This is a genomic window from Rhodococcus sp. BE178 (assembly GCF_050433545.1).
GTDB lineage: Bacteria > Actinomycetota > Actinomycetes > Mycobacteriales > Mycobacteriaceae > Prescottella.
In genome coordinates this window covers 213,792-228,977 of the sequence record NZ_JBNPXA010000007.1, presented here as the reverse complement: position 1 = coordinate 228,977, position 15,186 = coordinate 213,792, and the positions used below count along the sequence as shown (strand labels likewise).

Annotated in this window: 14 protein-coding genes, 1 pseudogene and 1 riboswitch; of the genes and pseudogenes, 5 read left to right on the top strand and 10 right to left on the bottom strand. The window is 67.1% G+C overall.

The window, feature by feature from the left end:
* Positions 1–5: 5 nt before the first annotated feature.
* Positions 6–778 (bottom strand): annotated as a pseudogene (locus J2X34_RS15195) (SIR2 family NAD-dependent protein deacylase).
* 98 nt (positions 779–876) lie between these two features.
* On the opposite strand from J2X34_RS15195, the gene J2X34_RS15190 reads away from it, so the two are divergent.
* The 3 genes from J2X34_RS15190 (at position 877) to J2X34_RS15180 (ending at position 3,977) form a co-directional block, all read left to right on the top strand.
* The gene (locus J2X34_RS15190) at positions 877–1,749 is read left to right on the top strand and encodes a uracil-DNA glycosylase (protein ID WP_114724316.1); all 873 of its coding nucleotides are present in this window, start codon (positions 877–879) and stop codon (positions 1,747–1,749) included.
* Between the two features lie 109 nt (positions 1,750–1,858).
* Positions 1,859–2,377: a VOC family protein gene (locus tag J2X34_RS15185; protein WP_254622867.1), complete on the top strand. Its 519-nt coding sequence runs from the start codon at positions 1,859–1,861 to the stop codon at positions 2,375–2,377.
* Positions 2,378–2,438: 61 nt separating this feature from the next.
* On the top strand, positions 2,439–3,977 hold the full coding sequence (locus tag J2X34_RS15180; protein ID WP_429518133.1) for an FAD-binding protein: 1,539 nt from the start codon (positions 2,439–2,441) through the stop codon (positions 3,975–3,977).
* 72 nt (positions 3,978–4,049) lie between these two features.
* On the opposite strand, the gene J2X34_RS15175 is transcribed toward J2X34_RS15180, so the two are convergent.
* From J2X34_RS15175 to J2X34_RS15155, 5 genes are all read right to left on the bottom strand, one after another.
* A complete protein-coding gene (locus J2X34_RS15175; RefSeq protein WP_429518131.1) occupies positions 4,050–4,745 on the bottom strand; it encodes a hypothetical protein in 696 nt (231 codons plus the stop codon).
* A 309-nt stretch (positions 4,746–5,054) separates the two neighbouring features.
* Positions 5,055–5,816, bottom strand: coding sequence for an ABC transporter ATP-binding protein (locus tag J2X34_RS15170; protein WP_114724285.1), 762 nt, complete (start codon positions 5,814–5,816; stop codon positions 5,055–5,057).
* A complete protein-coding gene (locus tag J2X34_RS15165; protein ID WP_429518184.1) occupies positions 5,809–6,591 on the bottom strand; it encodes an ABC transporter permease in 783 nt (260 codons plus the stop codon). Before J2X34_RS15165 ends, J2X34_RS15170 begins: the two co-directional genes overlap by 8 nt.
* A 40-nt stretch (positions 6,592–6,631) precedes the next feature.
* Entirely contained in the window at positions 6,632–7,657 is a 1,026-nt protein-coding gene (locus tag J2X34_RS15160) for an ABC transporter substrate-binding protein (RefSeq protein ID WP_429518129.1), read from the bottom strand.
* Positions 7,654–8,394, bottom strand: a complete 741-nt coding sequence (locus J2X34_RS15155) for a TenA family protein (protein WP_114724318.1) — start codon at positions 8,392–8,394, stop codon at positions 7,654–7,656. Before J2X34_RS15155 ends, J2X34_RS15160 begins: the two co-directional genes overlap by 4 nt.
* Positions 8,388–8,484, bottom strand: a riboswitch (TPP riboswitch). It overlaps the preceding gene by 7 nt.
* A 90-nt stretch (positions 8,485–8,574) precedes the next feature.
* On the opposite strand from J2X34_RS15155, the gene J2X34_RS15150 reads away from it, so the two are divergent.
* Positions 8,575–10,143, top strand: coding sequence for a carboxylesterase/lipase family protein (locus J2X34_RS15150; protein WP_114724288.1), 1,569 nt, complete (start codon positions 8,575–8,577; stop codon positions 10,141–10,143).
* Between the two features lie 10 nt (positions 10,144–10,153).
* Here the strand turns inward: J2X34_RS15150 and J2X34_RS15145 are convergent, their stop codons facing one another.
* The 3 genes from J2X34_RS15145 to J2X34_RS15135 form a co-directional block, all read right to left on the bottom strand.
* Positions 10,154–10,504 (bottom strand): zinc ribbon domain-containing protein YjdM, encoded by a 351-nt coding sequence (locus J2X34_RS15145; RefSeq protein ID WP_114724289.1) that lies wholly within the window; start codon positions 10,502–10,504, stop codon positions 10,154–10,156.
* An 80-nt stretch (positions 10,505–10,584) separates the two neighbouring features.
* Positions 10,585–11,667 carry an acyl-CoA dehydrogenase family protein gene (locus J2X34_RS15140; protein ID WP_429518126.1) on the bottom strand — a complete coding sequence of 361 codons (1,083 nt, stop codon included), beginning with the start codon at positions 11,665–11,667 and terminating at the stop codon, positions 10,585–10,587.
* Positions 11,668–11,690: 23 nt separating this feature from the next.
* The gene (locus tag J2X34_RS15135; protein ID WP_429518124.1) at positions 11,691–12,872 is read right to left on the bottom strand and encodes an acyl-CoA dehydrogenase family protein; all 1,182 of its coding nucleotides are present in this window, start codon (positions 12,870–12,872) and stop codon (positions 11,691–11,693) included.
* A 256-nt stretch (positions 12,873–13,128) separates the two neighbouring features.
* On the opposite strand from J2X34_RS15135, the gene J2X34_RS15130 reads away from it, so the two are divergent.
* Entirely contained in the window at positions 13,129–13,947 is an 819-nt protein-coding gene (locus J2X34_RS15130; RefSeq protein ID WP_429518122.1) for a hypothetical protein, read from the top strand.
* A 21-nt stretch (positions 13,948–13,968) separates the two neighbouring features.
* On the opposite strand, the gene J2X34_RS15125 is transcribed toward J2X34_RS15130, so the two are convergent.
* Positions 13,969–15,174, bottom strand: a complete 1,206-nt coding sequence (locus J2X34_RS15125; protein ID WP_429518180.1) for an acyl-CoA dehydrogenase family protein — start codon at positions 15,172–15,174, stop codon at positions 13,969–13,971.
* Positions 15,175–15,186: the final 12 nt, after the last annotated feature.

Here is a 15,186-nt window from a genome sequence, read left to right as displayed (position 1 = left end):
GCTCGTCAGCGGCGGCCTCCGGCGTCACCGGCGGCCGCGACCAACGCCGGCAGGCCCACGGCCGCGGTCGTGCGCCACGAGTAGTGCACGTGGTCGCTCAATCCGGTTGCCTCGGGATTGATCTCGACGACCGTCGCGCCGGATCGTGCGGCCCGCAGCGGCAGTTCCGCGGCCGGATACACCACCGCGGACGTGCCCACGACGACCATGAGGTCGCAGTCCTCGACCGCGTCGACCGCGCGTTGCCACGCGTCCTCGGGCAGTGCCTCGCCGAACCACACGACGCCGGGGCGCACCGCCCCGCCGCAGTTTTCGCATGTCGGCGGCGCGAGCGGACCGGTGGGTTCGGCCTCGACGCCGCCGTCGCCGGGGAACGACGAGCCACAGTCGCTGCATCGTGGTGAGAACAGGCTGCCGTGCAGGTGCGCGGCGACCGGACTGCCCGCCCGCTCGTGGAGGTCATCGACGTTCTGGGTGATCACCGTCATCCCGGTGCGCCCGGCCCACTGGGCGATCGCGCGGTGACCGGCGTGCGGTTGCACACGCCGCGCGAGTCCGGTCCGCCACTGGTACCACGCCCACACCAGGCCGCTGTCGCGGTGCCACGCCTCGGGGTGGCCAGTTCGGCCGGCTCGAATCGTTCCCACAACCCGGTCTGTGCGTCCCGGAAGGTCGGCACGCCGCTCTCGGCCGACATTCCGGCGCCGCTGAACACCACGACACGACGGGCGGCGCGGGCGGCGCCGACGAGGGCGGGATCTGGCTCGGGTTCGGTCATATCGTCGATTGTGCAGGTCGGTGGACCGCGTGCGGAACCGGACTGGGCGCACCCGGGTGCATCGGGTTGAATTGACCCATGTCTACCTGCGTGCTGCGATGACCGCGCAGTTCCTGCCGCACCCCGGCACCGGCGAACTGTTCACCTCCCCCGTTGCTGCGGGCAGCGGCTGGCCGGGCGATCGGGCGACCCCGGACACCCCGATCGCGCACTCGTGCGCCGACGTCGTCGCCGAGGCCGCCGCCGCAAAGAATCTCGCGGAGTTGGGCGCCCGAATCAGTGTGTGCCGGGCGTGCCCTCGGCTGGTCGACTGGCGCGAGCAGGCCGCCGAGGTCAAGCGCCGCTCGTTCGCGGACCAGCCCTACTGGGGGCGCCCACTGGTCGGTTTCGGTGACGACTTCCCCAAGCTGCTGATCATGGGACTGGCACCGGCCGCCAACGGCGGCAATCGGACCGGGCGGATGTTCACCGGCGATCAGGCGGGGGATTGGTTGTTCCGGGCCCTGCACCGAGCCGGGATCGCGAGCAAGGGCGAGGTCGAGTACGCGGGCGACGGGCAGAAGCTGTTCGGCGCGCGGATGATCTCGGCGGTGCGCTGCGCACCGCCCGACAACAAGCCCAGTGTCGACGAGCGCGACTGCTGCGCGGGCTGGCTCGACGCCGAGCTCGCGCAACTGCTGCCGTGGGTGCGCGCTGTCATCGCGCTCGGCGGTTTCGGCTGGGACGCCACACTGAACGCAGTTCGGCGAGCGGGTGGCACGGTACCGACGCCGAAGCCGAAGTTCGGGCACGGTGAGGTCGCCGTCGTCCACAAGGCGGACGGCAAGCCGCTCAACGTGATCGGCTGTTACCACCCGAGTCAGCAGAACACCTTCACCGGCAAACTCACCGAGAAGATGCTCGACGACGTCGTCGCCCGTGGCCAGGACCTTGCCGGACTCGGCTGGGGGTGCGGCGGCTCCGGCCGCTGACCGCTGCATCCGGAACTCGCGAACGTCCTCTCAGTGGGACGAATGCTTGATCCACCTCCCCTCTGCGTGGCTAGGATCACACCCCGTCCGAATGTCGTTGGAGGTCCGAATGAGTCACGTGGTGGCCGAACCCGCCGTCCAGGTCGGGTACGTGGTCGGGGACCTCGACGCGAGCATCGCGCACTGGGTGGGGTCCGTCGGCGTCGGTCCGTGGACCGTGTTTCGCGGCGTGACCCTGCACGGCCGGTACGCGGGTGCGGAGACCGCGGTGACCATGGACGTGGCGATGGGTTACTCGGGCGACATGCAGATCGAGTTGATCCAGCCCACGTCGTCCGGCCCGTCGCCGTACGTCGACGAGTCCGGCTCGCCGTTGGCGGGTCCGCACCACCTCGCGTGGATCACCGAGGACCTGGACGCGTCCCTCGCGGCGGCCCGGGGGAAGGGGCTGGAGGAGCTGTTCGTCGCGGAGGGCGCAGGCACGCGCGTGGCCTATCTGCAGTCGCCCGGGGAGCCGGGCGTCATCTTCGAGTACATCCAGAGTCCCGCGATGCGCCAGATGCTCGCGTACGGGATCGAGCAGGCGCGCACCTGGGACGGCACCGATCCGGTCCGCATTATCGCCTGATCCACGGCACCGGACACACAGAGTGGAAACAGAATCCGGCACGGCCGGGAAAGGCTGAACGATGGTCAACTGGAACGAAGAATGCGATGTCCTGGTGGTCGGCTCGGGTGGCGGCGGCGTCACCGGCGCGTACACCGCGGCCCGTGAGGGCCTCGACGTGATCCTGGTCGAGGCAACCGACAAGTTCGGTGGGACCACGGCGTACTCGGGCGGCGGCGGGGTCTGGTTCCCCTGCAACCCGGTGCTCGAGCGCGCGGGCACCGACGACACGATCGAGGATGCGCTCGAGTACTACCACGCGGTGGTCGGTGATCGCACCCCGCGCGAGCTGCAGGACACCTATGTCCGCGGCGGCGCGCCGCTGATCGCGTATCTCGAGCAGGACGAGATCCTGAAGTTCGAGATGCTGCCGTGGCCCGACTACTTCGGCAAGGCGCCCAAGGCGCGCCTCGACGGCCAGCGCCACACAATGCCGAGCCCGCTGCCGATCTCGGAGGTCGGTGACCTGCACGAGCTGGTGCGCGGCCCGCTGGACTTCGACCGTCTCGGTGCGCCCCTGCCCGAGTACCTGATCGGTGGCCGCGCCCTGATCGGCCGCTTCCTCAAGGCGATGGAGAAGTACCCGAACGCGAAGCTGCACCTGAACACCGCGCTCGTCGAGTTGGTGGTCGAGGACGGCGCCGTGGTCGGCGGCATCGTCGAGCGGGACGGCGAGCGGGTCGCGATCCACGCCCGCAAGGGCGTTCTGCTCGCGGCCGGTGGCTTCGAGGGCAACGACGAGATGCGCCAGAAGTACGGCGTTCCCGGTGAGGCCCGCGACACGATGGGGCCGTGGGGCAACCTCGGTAAGGCTCACCAGGCCGGCATCGCGGTCGGCGCGGATACCGACCTGATGGGCGAGGCGTGGTGGTCGCCCGGCATGACGCATCCGGACGGGCGGTCGGCGTTCGCGCTCTGGTTCACCGCCGGCATCTTCGTCAACCAGGACGGCCAGCGGTTCGTCAACGAGTCGGCGGCATACGACCGCATCGGCCGCGACATCATCGCCCAGATGGAGGCCGGTCAGGCCACGCTGCCGTACTGGATGATCTACGACGACAAGGACGGCGAGCGTCCTCCGGTGAACGCCACCAACGTCTCGATGGTCGAGACGGAGAAGTACGTCGACGCCGGTCTGTGGCACACCGCCGACACTCTCGAGGAGCTGGCGGCGAAGATCGGTGTCCCGGCCGAGAACCTGGTCGCGACCGTCGAGCGGTTCAACTCGTTCGTCGGCACCGGCGTCGATCCCGACTTCGGTCGCGGCGACGAGGCCTACGATCGCGCGTTCTCCGGTGGTGAGCCGCCACTCGTCACGATCGAGCAGGGCCCGTTCCATGCGGCCGCGTTCGGCATCTCCGACCTCGGCACCAAAGGCGGCCTGCGCACCGACACCGCGGCGCGGGTGCTCGACACGTCGGGCAAGCCCATCGCGGGCCTGTACGCGGCGGGCAACACGATGGCGGCGCCGAGCGGCACCGTCTACCCCGGCGGCGGCAACCCGATCGGCACCAGCATGCTGTTCAGCCACCTCGCGGCGATGGACATGGCCGGTAAGTAGTCGGTCCAGCTACTACTGCGCCCCCGCTGCCGGTGAACCGGCAGCGGGGGGCGCAGTAGTTCTCGCGAAAGGCTAGTTGTTCGTGACCGCGAACCCCTTGCCGACCGGGTTGGACTGCGTGGCGATGCCGTCGAGCACCGCGGAGAAGTCCACGAACTCGAACGGCCCTCGGGTCATCCCCACCAGCTGCGTGTCGTTGACGAACGCGGGGCCGCCGGAGTCCCCGCCGTTGGCGGTGACGAACGAGTTGATCCGGGACGCGGCCTGTCCGTAGATCGGTCCACAGGTGACGCCGGTCCGCACTCCGGCCTTGCACAGCTCGCCGTCCGGATTGGACGGCCCGATGCTGTCGATCCGCACCTCTGGTCCGTTCGAGGACAGGACCGCGTCCGGGTTGAGCTTGATCACGACGAAGTCGATGCTCGGATCGCGGTATGCGATGGTTCCGATCGGATCTCCGGTCCCGGTCGACAGGAACCGGTAAACCGTTGCACCGTCCGGAAATTCGGTTGCTCCGCCCGCGACCGCGGAGACGCAGTGCCCCGCGGAGATCGCGATCTTGTTGCCGAGAGTGTCGGTGCCGACGACTCCGAGGGTGCAGTACTCCTGGTTCTGCAGCGGGTTCGATGGGCCGGCATCGGGCTTCGCCGTCCAGGCGATGCCGTTGGAGATCGTTCCCGTTGCCGCCGATGCGGCAGGGGCGACGGCCAGTGCCGGCACCAGGGCGGCGAATGCGGCGAGCGTGGCCAGCAGGACTCGTTTCGTCATCTTCTCTTCCTGTCGGATGACCATCCGGAGACGAGGTCGGGTACCGGTGAGGCAGCGAAGAACGCGCCTTCGGTCGGGTGTCGGAGGGCTCGGAGCAGACTCCGAGCGTCGACCGGCCCGGTATCTCTACGTGGTGGTGGCGCTGGTGCCGAATGGCCTCTCCGGTAGCGCCGTAACAGAAGGATAACGAGGATGTCTCGATCCGTCGAGCGTTATCCGTTGTTCGTCTCTATCGGGTCTCAACCGACCGGTTGGCTTGGGCGGTAGTAACTTTCGGGATCGCGACGTGGAGACCGGCCGGTACTGCGCTCAGTCGGCGGTCTCCTGTTCCGCCAGCGCCCGGCGGGACTCTTCGTGCAGGATCTCGATGAGGTCGTGCTCGATCGCGGCGAACTCGGGCGACGTCATCACCGACAGTTCCCGGGGCCGCGGCAGATCGACGACGACCTCGCGGCGGACCGTCGCGGGCCGGGCCGAGAGCACGATCACCCGGTCGGACAGGAACACCGCCTCGCGGATGTCGTGGGTGATCATCAGCACCGTCCAGCGATAGCGCTGCCAGACGTCCTGCAGCCACGTCTGCATCTCGGTGCGGGTGAGGGAGTCGAGGGCGCCGAACGGCTCGTCGAGGAGCAGCACCTCGCGGTCCTGGACCACGGTCCGCAGCAACGCGGCCCGCTGGCGCATGCCGCCCGACAGTTGGTGCGGGCGCGCATCCTCGAACCCGGCCAGGCCGAACACGGGGAACAGCTCGGCCGCGCGCGCCCGCGCCTGCTTCCGGGGCATCCGCTGGACCTCGAGGCCCAGGGTGGTGTTGTCGATCACCGAGCGCCACGGGAACAGCAGATCCCTCTGCGGCATGTGGGCGCACGTCGGCGCTGCCACGGTCCCGGAGTCCGGGGGCTCGAGGCCCGCGACGATCGAGAACACGGTGCTCTTGCCGCACCCGCTGGGACCGATCACCGACACGAATTCGCCGGGACGGACCGCGAACTCGATGCCGTCGAGGACGCGGCGTGTGCCGAACGACTTGGTGACGTCCGACAGTTCGACGATCGGCCGCTCAGCCACGACGCGACTCCTGGGACCGGCTCGGCTGTGCGATCCACGGCGCCACGACACGTTCGATCGCGAACGTGCACAGGTACAGCGCGACGCTGATCGCCGCCGTCACCAGGACCGCGGCGAGCACCAGGTCGGTGCGGAACGAGTTCTTCTGGATGCTCATGTAGATGCCCAGACCGGAAGTGGCGCCGACGTATTCGGCGAACACCGCACCCACCACGGCGTAGGTGACGCCGATGCGCAGCGCCGTGAAGAACCGGGGGAGGGCGGACGGTAGCCGCACGTAGCGGAACTGCTGCCACCGGGAGGCGCCCATGCTGCGCAGCAGCGCACCGGCCTCCCGGTCGGTCGAGGCGAACCCCTCGATCAACCCGATCGCCATGGGAAAGAACGTGGCCAGCGCGATCACCAGGATCTTCGGCAGCAGGCCGAACCCGAACCAGATGATCATCAGAGGCGCGATCGCGATGATCGGGAGGGTCTGCGAGATCACGAACAGGGGAACGAAAGCCCTGCGCAGCCACGGCGAGAAGTCGACGACGATCGCGAGCGCCCACGCCACCGCGAGGGACACCGCGAACCCGACGAGCGTCACCTGCAGCGTGGACCACGCGTGGACGGCGATGTCGTCGCGGTGCGCCCAGCCCTGTTCGAGGACCCGCGCCGGTGACGGCAGCACCTGCGGGCGGATCCCGCTCGCCGCGACATAGGCCTGCCATGCCGCGACGAGCGCGATCACCACGACGATCGCCGGCAGTAACCGGCGCACCGCACCGTACATCGTGTGCGCTCCGCGACGGCGCCCATCGAGCGCTCCGCGCTTACGGCGCTGCGAGGTACTCATCGGTGAAGTACGTCGACCAGTCCGGCTCGGTGGTGAGTGGCTTGCCGTCGGGGCCTGCGAGCAGACCGTGCTCGAACAGGAAGCGGGAGTACCCCGACCACTGCTCGAGTGTCTGCGTGCCGACGCGGCCCGATGCGTCCTTCATGTAGTCGGCGGCCAACATCCGCTGGCTCTCGAACACCAACTCCTCGTCGCTGAACACGCCCGGATTCGCGGCGATCAGTGCCTTGGCGCCACGGTCCGGGTCGTCGGCGGCCACCTGGTAGCCGCGCTGCAGCGCCTGCACGAACTTGCGGGCCTGCTCGGGATGCGCGGCCAGCCACTCCTCGTTCCCGTTCACCACGATCGCGTACGCGTCCGGGAAGCCGTAGTCGGTGTAGTGGAAGTAGCGCATCGGGGTGCCGCGGCGGGCGGCCTCGACGCCCTCCCACGCGAAGTACGACACCGTGAAGTCGGCCTGCCCGCCGTACACAGCCTCGTACGCCGATGTTCCCAGCACGACCGTCTCGAAATCGCCTGTGCCGCCGTCGTTTCGAATGACCTGACGGAGGATCTCGCGTTCGCCGGGGTCGCCGAACCCGGCGTAGGTCTTCCCGTCGAGGTCCTTCGGGCCGGCGAGATCGGCGCGGTCCGCCTTCACGCCGATGCCCGTCGCCCAGTGCTGCAACGGCGCCAGCACGGAGACGGTCTGCGCGCCCGCGGCACGCGAGAACGTCGCAGAATCCTGGAAGCTGGAACCGAATTCGGCGTTGCCCGAGTCGACGAGCGTGTCGGGGGACGTGTTGTTGTACGGCAGCACCTGGACGTCGAGTCCCGCGTCCGCGAAGAACCCCTCCTGCAACGCGACGTACAACCCGGTGTGGTTGGTGTTCGGTGTCCAGTCGAGGGCGAAGCGGATGGTGTCTCCGGAGTCGTCGCTGCCGCACCCGGTGAGGACGCTCAGTGCCGACGCGACGATCGCGGACGTCGCGAGGACCCTGCGCAGCCGGGACATCGACGTCACGACGCGGGCCAGGGCTGCGGGTTCAGGGCGGTGTCCCAGAACATGAACTCGTAGCGCGTGGCGATCACGAACGCGCGCGCCATCGCCTCCCGCTGCGCGGACGTCGTTGCCGCTGCCGCGACGTCGACCAGTCGGCGCGCGGTCTCGACGGACTCCTGGAACTCGGGGGCGTCGTACGTGGTGACCCACTGGGCGTACGGATGCGACGGGTCCGCCGCCAGCACCTCCGCGGCGCTCGCGGCGAGCTTGCGGCCCACCTCGCCGTAGATCCAGAAGCACGGCAACACCGCGGCGGCGGCCACGGCATACGACTCGGTGGCGGCGGTGGCCGTCAGGTACGACACATACCCGAGGCAGGCCTGCGAGTGTTCCGGCGTGGAGTCGCTCGCGGGCAGGACGCCGCCGGCGAGCAGGCTCTCGTGGAGTTCGGTCTCGACCACCGCGGCCGTCGACGCCGATGTGGCCCAGAACGCCGCGGTGTGCGGATCGGGGGACTTGGCGGCGAGCAGTGCGAGTGCCTTCGCGTACTCGGCCAGGTAGAGAGCGTCCTGTTCGACGTACGTGCGGAACACGTCGAGCGGCAGTGTGCCGTCGCCGAGACGACGCAGGAACTCCATGTCGTCGATCGCGCCGCGCAGGACCGCGGTGCGATCCCACAGGTGATCGGTGAAGCGCGCGTCGGCCGGTGCGGCGTCGTCGCTGGTGTGGACAGATTTGTCGTGGACAGGCGTGGTCATCGCCGTGACATCCCTTCGTCAGCATTACCTGATGCAGGTTCCCGGGTGTGATCTCAGCCCCGCCCGTGCGGAGCACCCCGTGTCAGTGAACGAGCCGACCTTAGCACCGCCGGATTGGTACGTTGGCAGTCGGCTGTCAGCCTCGGTCGGCTGGCGGTCGAAGGTGAGGAGGGCCGCGTGATGGAAGCCGTGGAGATCGTCGAGACACAGGCACCCGACACACTCGTGGTGGAGACGCCGCTCGGTCCGATACGCGGATATGCCGATGGCTCGGTTTTCTCGTGGAAGGGGATTCCGTATGCGGCGCCGCCGACCGGTGAGCGCCGCTTCCGGCGCCCGAGTGCGCCGCAGCCGTGGACCGAGATCCGCGACGGCAGGGTGTTCGGTCCCATGGCGCCGCAGGGCCACGACACGTCGGTGCCGATCGACCCGGACCTGCGGATCGACGAGGACTGCCTGACCGTCAACGTGTGGGCGCCGCGGCCGGACGGGACGCCGCGGCCGGTGATGGTGTGGATCCACGGCGGCGCGTACTGCCTGGGGTCGTCGGCCCAGCCCATCTACGACGGCCGCCTGCTCGCCGAGCGTGGCGACGTCGTCCTGGTGACCTTCAACTACCGGTTGGGCACTCTCGGCTTCCTGGATCTGTCGTCGTTCACCACTCCCGAGCGGACGTTCGAGTCGAACCTGGGTCTCCGCGACCAGATTGCTGCCCTCGAGTGGGTGCGCGACAACATCCAGGCCTTCGGGGGTGACCCCGGTGAGGTGACGTTGTTCGGCGAGTCCTCCGGTGGCGGTTCGATCACGACACTGATGACGGTGCCCCGCGCGGAAGGCCTGTTCCACCGCGCGATCGCGCAGAGCCCGCCGTCGACGTCGGTGTACGGCGCGGAGCGGGCCGCTTCCGTCGCGGCACGGTTCCTCGAGATCCTCGATCTGCCGGCGGAACGGGTCGCCGAGCTCTGCGACATCCCGTTCGAACGCTTGGTGAAGGCGGGCGACCTCCTCGTCGACGAGGTGCCGACGAAGGTGCCGGGCACGCTGGCGATGGCGCCGGTCGTGGACCGCGACCTCGTCCCGCACTACCCGGTCGCCGCCTTCCAGAAGGGGTACTCGCACCGGATCCCGCTCATCATCGGCTCCAACAAGGACGAGGCGTCGATCTTCAAGTTCATGCGCTCACCGCTGCTGCCGGTCAGCGCCGAGGCGGTCCAGCAGATGTTCGCCGGACTCGCGCAGGACAATCCGGGGCTGTCGGCGCTGCGGCTCGCCGAGATCGTCGCCGCCTACCCGGACGGCGCGAAACCGCGGGGCGCCCTGGCAATCTCACGGGACGCGGCGTTCCGGATGCCCGCGCTGTGGGTCGCCGACGCGCACAGCCGCCACTCGCCCACGTGGGTCTACCGGTTCGATCACGCCGCTCCGATGCTCAAGGCGGCCCGCGTGGGCGCCGGGCACGCCACCGAATTGCCCTACGTGTTCGGCAATTTCGGGACACTCAACCCGGACCCGACCTTCTGGCTCGGCGGCCGCAAGACGGCGCTCGAGGTGGCGGGGCGGGTGCAGCGACGCTGGTTGGCCTTCGCGCGCCACGCGGTGCCGGCGGCCCTCGACGGTTCCAAGCACTGGGCGCCGTACACCGAGGAGACCCGATCCACCCTGCTGATCGACAGCCACGACAGCCTGGTGGCGGATCCCGACCACGCGATGCGCATCGCGTGGGGTGACGAGGTGATGGGGTTCAGCTAGTCGGGCTGGGTCACGCCTTCTTGACGACGCTCGACTTGAGCTGCATGGGGCCGATCCCGTCGACCTTGCAGTCGATGTCGTGGTCGCCGACGCCCTGGACCAGTCGTATGTTGCGGACCTTCGTGCCGGCCTTGATGCCGGTGGGGCTGCCCTTGACCTTGAGGCTCTTGATCACCGTGACGGTGTCACCGTCGGCGAGGACGTTGCCGACGGAGTCCCGGACAACCCCGTCCGCGACGTCGTCCGATCCACCGTCGGAGGGGGTCCATTCGTGTGCGCACTCCGGGCAGACCAGGAGGGCGCCCATCTCGTAGGTGTACTCACACGAGCAGTTGGGGCAGGGCGGCAGGGGAGTGTCCACGTCGCGATCGTAGTGGGTGGGAGCGGATCAGCGGCGGTCTGGTTCGACGTCCGACAAGACGCAGGCCGGGGTCGCCCGGGCTACGAACTCGTCGGCTGCGCGAGCATCCTGCCGAGCGTGCGCAGCTGCGATGTTGCGCCCCCGAGTGCGAACTCCGCCCGCTTGGCCGCGACGAAGTACCGATGAACTGGGTAGTCGAGAAAGATCCCGATGCTCGCGTGCACGTGAACCACAGTGTGAGCGAGGCGATGGCCAGCCTCCGCAGCCCAGAACTTGGCAGCGGCGATTTCGGCGTCTGCGGACAACTCCTCGGATTCGCGCCACGCTGCCTGCCACAGTGTCATCCGAATCGCCTCGACATCGATGTAGGCATCCGCCAGCCTCTGCCGGACGGCCTGGAACGAGCCGATCGGCTTGTCGAACTGCTTTCGGGTACAGGCGTAGTCGCTCGTCAGCTCCAGTGCCTGTTCGACGACACCGAGCTGGTAGGCGCATGTGGCGATGGTCGCGCGTCGGTGTGCCCACTGTGCGCCGCCGTCGCCCGGTGTACCGATGACAGCCGTGTGGTCGACAGTCACATCCTCCATTTCGAGCAGCGCGGCATCGGTGCCGTCGACCACGTGCTGCGCGCTGACCCTGACTCCGTCGATGTCGTGATCGACGACCACCAACATCGAGCCGTCTTCGGTGGTTGCCTCAACCAGAAAGGCATCGGCGAATGAACCTGAAGGAACAACGCTTCGTGATCCTCTCAGACACCAGCCGGCAGCCTTCTTCTCGGCGACGAACCTGTCATCCTCGGTGGCCAACGCCGGCGCGATGACCATGCTGCCGTCCGCGACCGCGCCTACCCACCGCTGGACTTGGGCGCTGTCACCGAACTGCGCGACTGCGGACGCCGCGACCGCGACGCTGGACAAGTATGGAACCGCAGCGACCGCCCGGCCGATCTCGATCAGTATCGAGCACTGTTCCAGCAGCCCGAATCCACCACCGACTGGAGCGGGTAGTGCTGCATCGAGCAACCCGGCCCGCACCATCGCCTGCCACAGTGGCCGGTCGAAACTGTTGCGGTCGACGGCACTTGTGGTGGCTGAACTCGTCAGCAGGTCACGAGTCAGACGCGACAGGTCGTTCTGCGCTTCGGTGAGACTGAAGTCCATGGGTATCACACTCCTCGAGTAGGTCAGCGAGTGATGGGGAGTCCGAGCGCAGCTTTGGCGATGATGTCGCGCTGGACTTCATTCGTGCCGCCGCCGAAAGTCAGGATGAGCGACGAGCGGTGGAACCGTTCGATCCGGCCACGCAGCAACGCCGCAGGGGAGTTCGTCCGCACGATCGCGGAGTCGCCCAATACCTCCATGAGTAGCCGGTATGCCTCGGTTGCGAGTTCTGTACCGAATATCTTTGTCGCCGAGGCCTCCGCGGGTCCGAGTTCGCCAGAGTCGGCTGCCCATGCGATTCGCCAGTTGCGAAGCTTGAGGTACTCGACGTGTGCGTGAACACGCGCCAGATGCAGTTGTGCCCACTCCGCATCGATCACCCGCGAGCCGTCGGCACGTTTGGTGTGGCGTGCCCACTCCAATACCTGGCGCAGCGATTCCTGAAGGGGAGCGGCCGATGTCAGCGCCACTCGCTCGTGGTTGAGCTGATTGGTGATCAACGGCCAGCCGCCGTGTAGGTCGCCGACGACGTTGGACGCGGGCACCCGCACGTCGGAGTAGAAGGTCGCGCTCGTTCCCGGTCCCGCCATAGTATGAATCTTCGTCCAGGAGAAGCCCTCCGCCGAGGCAGGGACGATCAAGATCGACAGCCCGCGATGCTTGGTGGCCTCCTGATCGGTACGTGCCGCCAGCCACACATAGTCGGCGTACTCGATCAGGCTGGTCCAGGCCTTCTCGCCATTGATGACGTAACTGTCTCCGTCCTGACGGGCCGTGGTCCGCAACGATGCCAAGTCGGTGCCGGCCTCCGGCTCGGAATATCCAATCGAAAAGTGCAATTCGCCCTTCGCGATCTTTGGAAGGAAGAACGCCTTCTGCTCGTCGGTTCCGAATCGCATGATGGTCGGACCTACGGTGTTCACCGTCAGGAATGGGAAGGGGACCCCGGCCGCGGCAGCCTCATCGGTGAAGATCAGTTGATCCAGCATCGGGCGGTCCCGACCGCCGAACTCTTCCGGCCAGCCGACCGTCAGCCACCCGTCCTGTCCCAGCCGGCGAACAACCTCCTTGTAGGCGCTCGCATCACCGTATTCACCGCCCGGTCCGGCCAGGGCCTCCCGCAGTTCGGCGGTCATGAGTTCGGAAAAGTACCCACGAAGTTGCTTACGCAACTGCCCCTGCTCTTCGGTGAAGCTTATGTGCATCGGACCCTCGGCTCCTCCGTTGATTGGTCTCCGCATGCACCACGGCCAAACCGGTGATGCGGCTTTCGAGACCAAAACTAGGACAGGTTGCAGGTATTGGTGAAGGCTTGTGCGGGGCAGGAAGATGCCGATCTCTTGGCAGCGAATTACCAGCGCGAAGGTTCGCCTGTGAGGCGTATCACTTGCGTTGACTTCGTCTCGGGTGGATCGCACTCTGTCAACTGGGGCGATCCGCGCGAATTCCGGGGGTGGGGAAATGACGCACGACGGCATGATTGGTTCTTTCCATACAGAGAATCGCGGAGCGGGTGAGACGCAGGTTGACGTCAGTTGGTTACTCGCTGAGTCGCGCAGATTGCTCGATCGCGCGATCGTCGAACACGACACGCGGAGGAAGGGTGACTTCATTCGCATCTGTCCGGACGACCGTTGGGAACGCAACCTGCAGCATCTACTTCAGCGTGTCCGTGAGGAAGCCGTTCTGGCAGTGGCCTGCCCCCTACGAATGAAACCCAGCTACCAGGCGAGTCATCAGCTCGTCTCGGAGCATCTGGAAGCAGGCAAGCAGATTCGGCTGCTGTACTCGCCGGGTTATGCCGAAACACGTGACCATCGGTCGCTGGTTCAACAGACCACGCTCGAAGCGCAGATCAAGGTGGCCAATGCCGACTTTCACAACATGGTCATCGTCGACAGGAAGATTGCGGCAATCTGGGGCGATGGAGGTCGACAGCACCCCTATGGGTTCGTGATCAGCGATCCGGATCTGCTCAGGGCGATTCACCAGTTCGCAACTCTCATTTGGGCCTCGGCGCCTAGGTTGTCGGCGCATCTGGGCTTGCGTCGCGAGGGGTTCGACGAAATGTCACTGGCCGTATTGCGTGCGCTCAACCTGGGTCTCAAAGACGAAGTAGCGGCGCGCCGGCTGTTGGTGTCGCTGCGTACTTATCGTCGACATGTCGCCGACATCATGGTCAGGCTCGGCGTCACCACCCGATTTCAAATCGGAGCCCGAGCGGCCGAACTCGGTCTTCTGTCATCGGGCGCAACCGCTTTCGACCCCAGTCGGACGTAGAGCGTGTGTTCGTGATCGGCCTCAGCGCGGCACCCGTGGCAGGCCTAGCCCATTCACCGCGATCAACTCGCGCTGGACCTCGTTCACCCCGCCGCCGAAGGTCAGAACCAGATTGCGCTTCGCCTGGACGTCAAGCCAGGTTGCCAACTCTGCTGTCGCCGGATCGGCGAGATCCCCATGCAGGGCAACGATCTGCTCGAGCTGCTCGTAGAGTCGCTGAATTCGCTCGGACCCGAACACTTTCGTCGCCGAAGCATCGGCCGCACCGATCGGTGCGTTCGCCTCCGCGGCGGCGACCTGCCAGTTCAGTAGCTCATTGATCCGCTCGGTGGCCCGAGTCTCGATCAATGCCGAACGCACGTCCGGAATGTCGAGCCGGTCGTGTTGGGCGGCCCAAGCGTGGACCTGGTCGAACAGTCCACCGATCCTTCCCGCGGGACCGAGCATCACCCGTTCGTAGTTGAGCTGTGTGACGATCAATTGCCACCCCTGATTCTCCTCGCCGACAATCATTTGCGCTGGAACACGAACGTCGGAGTAATACGTCACATCGACGTGGTGTGCACCATCGGCAGTGATGATCGGTGTCCAGGTGAAGCCCGGATCGCGTGTGTCGACGATGAGTATCGAGATGCCTTTGTGCTTGGGCGCGTCGGGATCGGTTCGAACCGCGAGCCAGATGTAGTCAGCCGCATGGCCTCCCGTGGTGAACGTCTTCTGGCCGTTGACGACGTAGTGGTCGCCCACTCGAACCGCGGTGGTGCGAAGTGACGCGAGATCGGTCCCGTAGTCGGGTTCGGAGTATCCGATTGCAAAGTGGAGATCGCCGGACAAGATCTTGGGCAGGAAGAACGCCTTCTGCTCGTCGGTCCCGAACGCCTGCAGCGTCGGCCCGACGGTCTGCAATGTGACAGACGGTAGTTGAACGTCGGCGCGGTGAGCCTCGTTGACGAAGATGTGTTGCTCGATCGAACCGAAGCCGCGACCGCCGAATTCCTTTGGCCAGCCGACTCCGAGCCAGCCGTCGCGACCCATCCGACGGACCACGTCTCGGTAGACGGGGCCGTGCCGGTCGACAAGTGTCGTTGCCCGCTCATCGGGAGTCATCAACTGCTGGAAGTAGCGGCGCAACTCGTCCTGCAACGCGCGCTGAGGTGGTGTGAGTTCGATGAACGTTCCCTGGGCTGTGGCCTTCTCCGCGGGCTCTCGCTCGCTATCCGTGTCCAACCCGAGGACGTG

What these genes read in the sequence shown, in the direction of transcription:
- J2X34_RS15190 (WP_114724316.1), top strand. Translation starts at nt 877, where the DNA reads ATGACCGCGCAGTTCCTGCCGCACCCCGGCACCGGCGAACTGTTCACC.
- J2X34_RS15185 (WP_254622867.1), top strand. Translation starts at nt 1,859, where the DNA reads ATGAGTCACGTGGTGGCCGAACCCGCCGTCCAGGTCGGGTACGTGGTC.
- J2X34_RS15180 (WP_429518133.1), top strand. Translation starts at nt 2,439, where the DNA reads ATGGTCAACTGGAACGAAGAATGCGATGTCCTGGTGGTCGGCTCGGGT.
- J2X34_RS15175 (WP_429518131.1), bottom strand. Translation starts at nt 4,745, where the DNA reads ATGACGAAACGAGTCCTGCTGGCCACGCTCGCCGCATTCGCCGCCCTG.
- J2X34_RS15165 (WP_429518184.1), bottom strand. Translation starts at nt 6,591, where the DNA reads ATGTACGGTGCGGTGCGCCGGTTACTGCCGGCGATCGTCGTGGTGATC.
- J2X34_RS15155 (WP_114724318.1), bottom strand. Translation starts at nt 8,394, where the DNA reads ATGACCACGCCTGTCCACGACAAATCTGTCCACACCAGCGACGACGCC.
- J2X34_RS15150 (WP_114724288.1), top strand. Translation starts at nt 8,575, where the DNA reads ATGGAAGCCGTGGAGATCGTCGAGACACAGGCACCCGACACACTCGTG.
- J2X34_RS15140 (WP_429518126.1), bottom strand. Translation starts at nt 11,667, where the DNA reads ATGGACTTCAGTCTCACCGAAGCGCAGAACGACCTGTCGCGTCTGACT.
- J2X34_RS15135 (WP_429518124.1), bottom strand. Translation starts at nt 12,872, where the DNA reads ATGCACATAAGCTTCACCGAAGAGCAGGGGCAGTTGCGTAAGCAACTT.
- J2X34_RS15130 (WP_429518122.1), top strand. Translation starts at nt 13,129, where the DNA reads ATGACGCACGACGGCATGATTGGTTCTTTCCATACAGAGAATCGCGGA.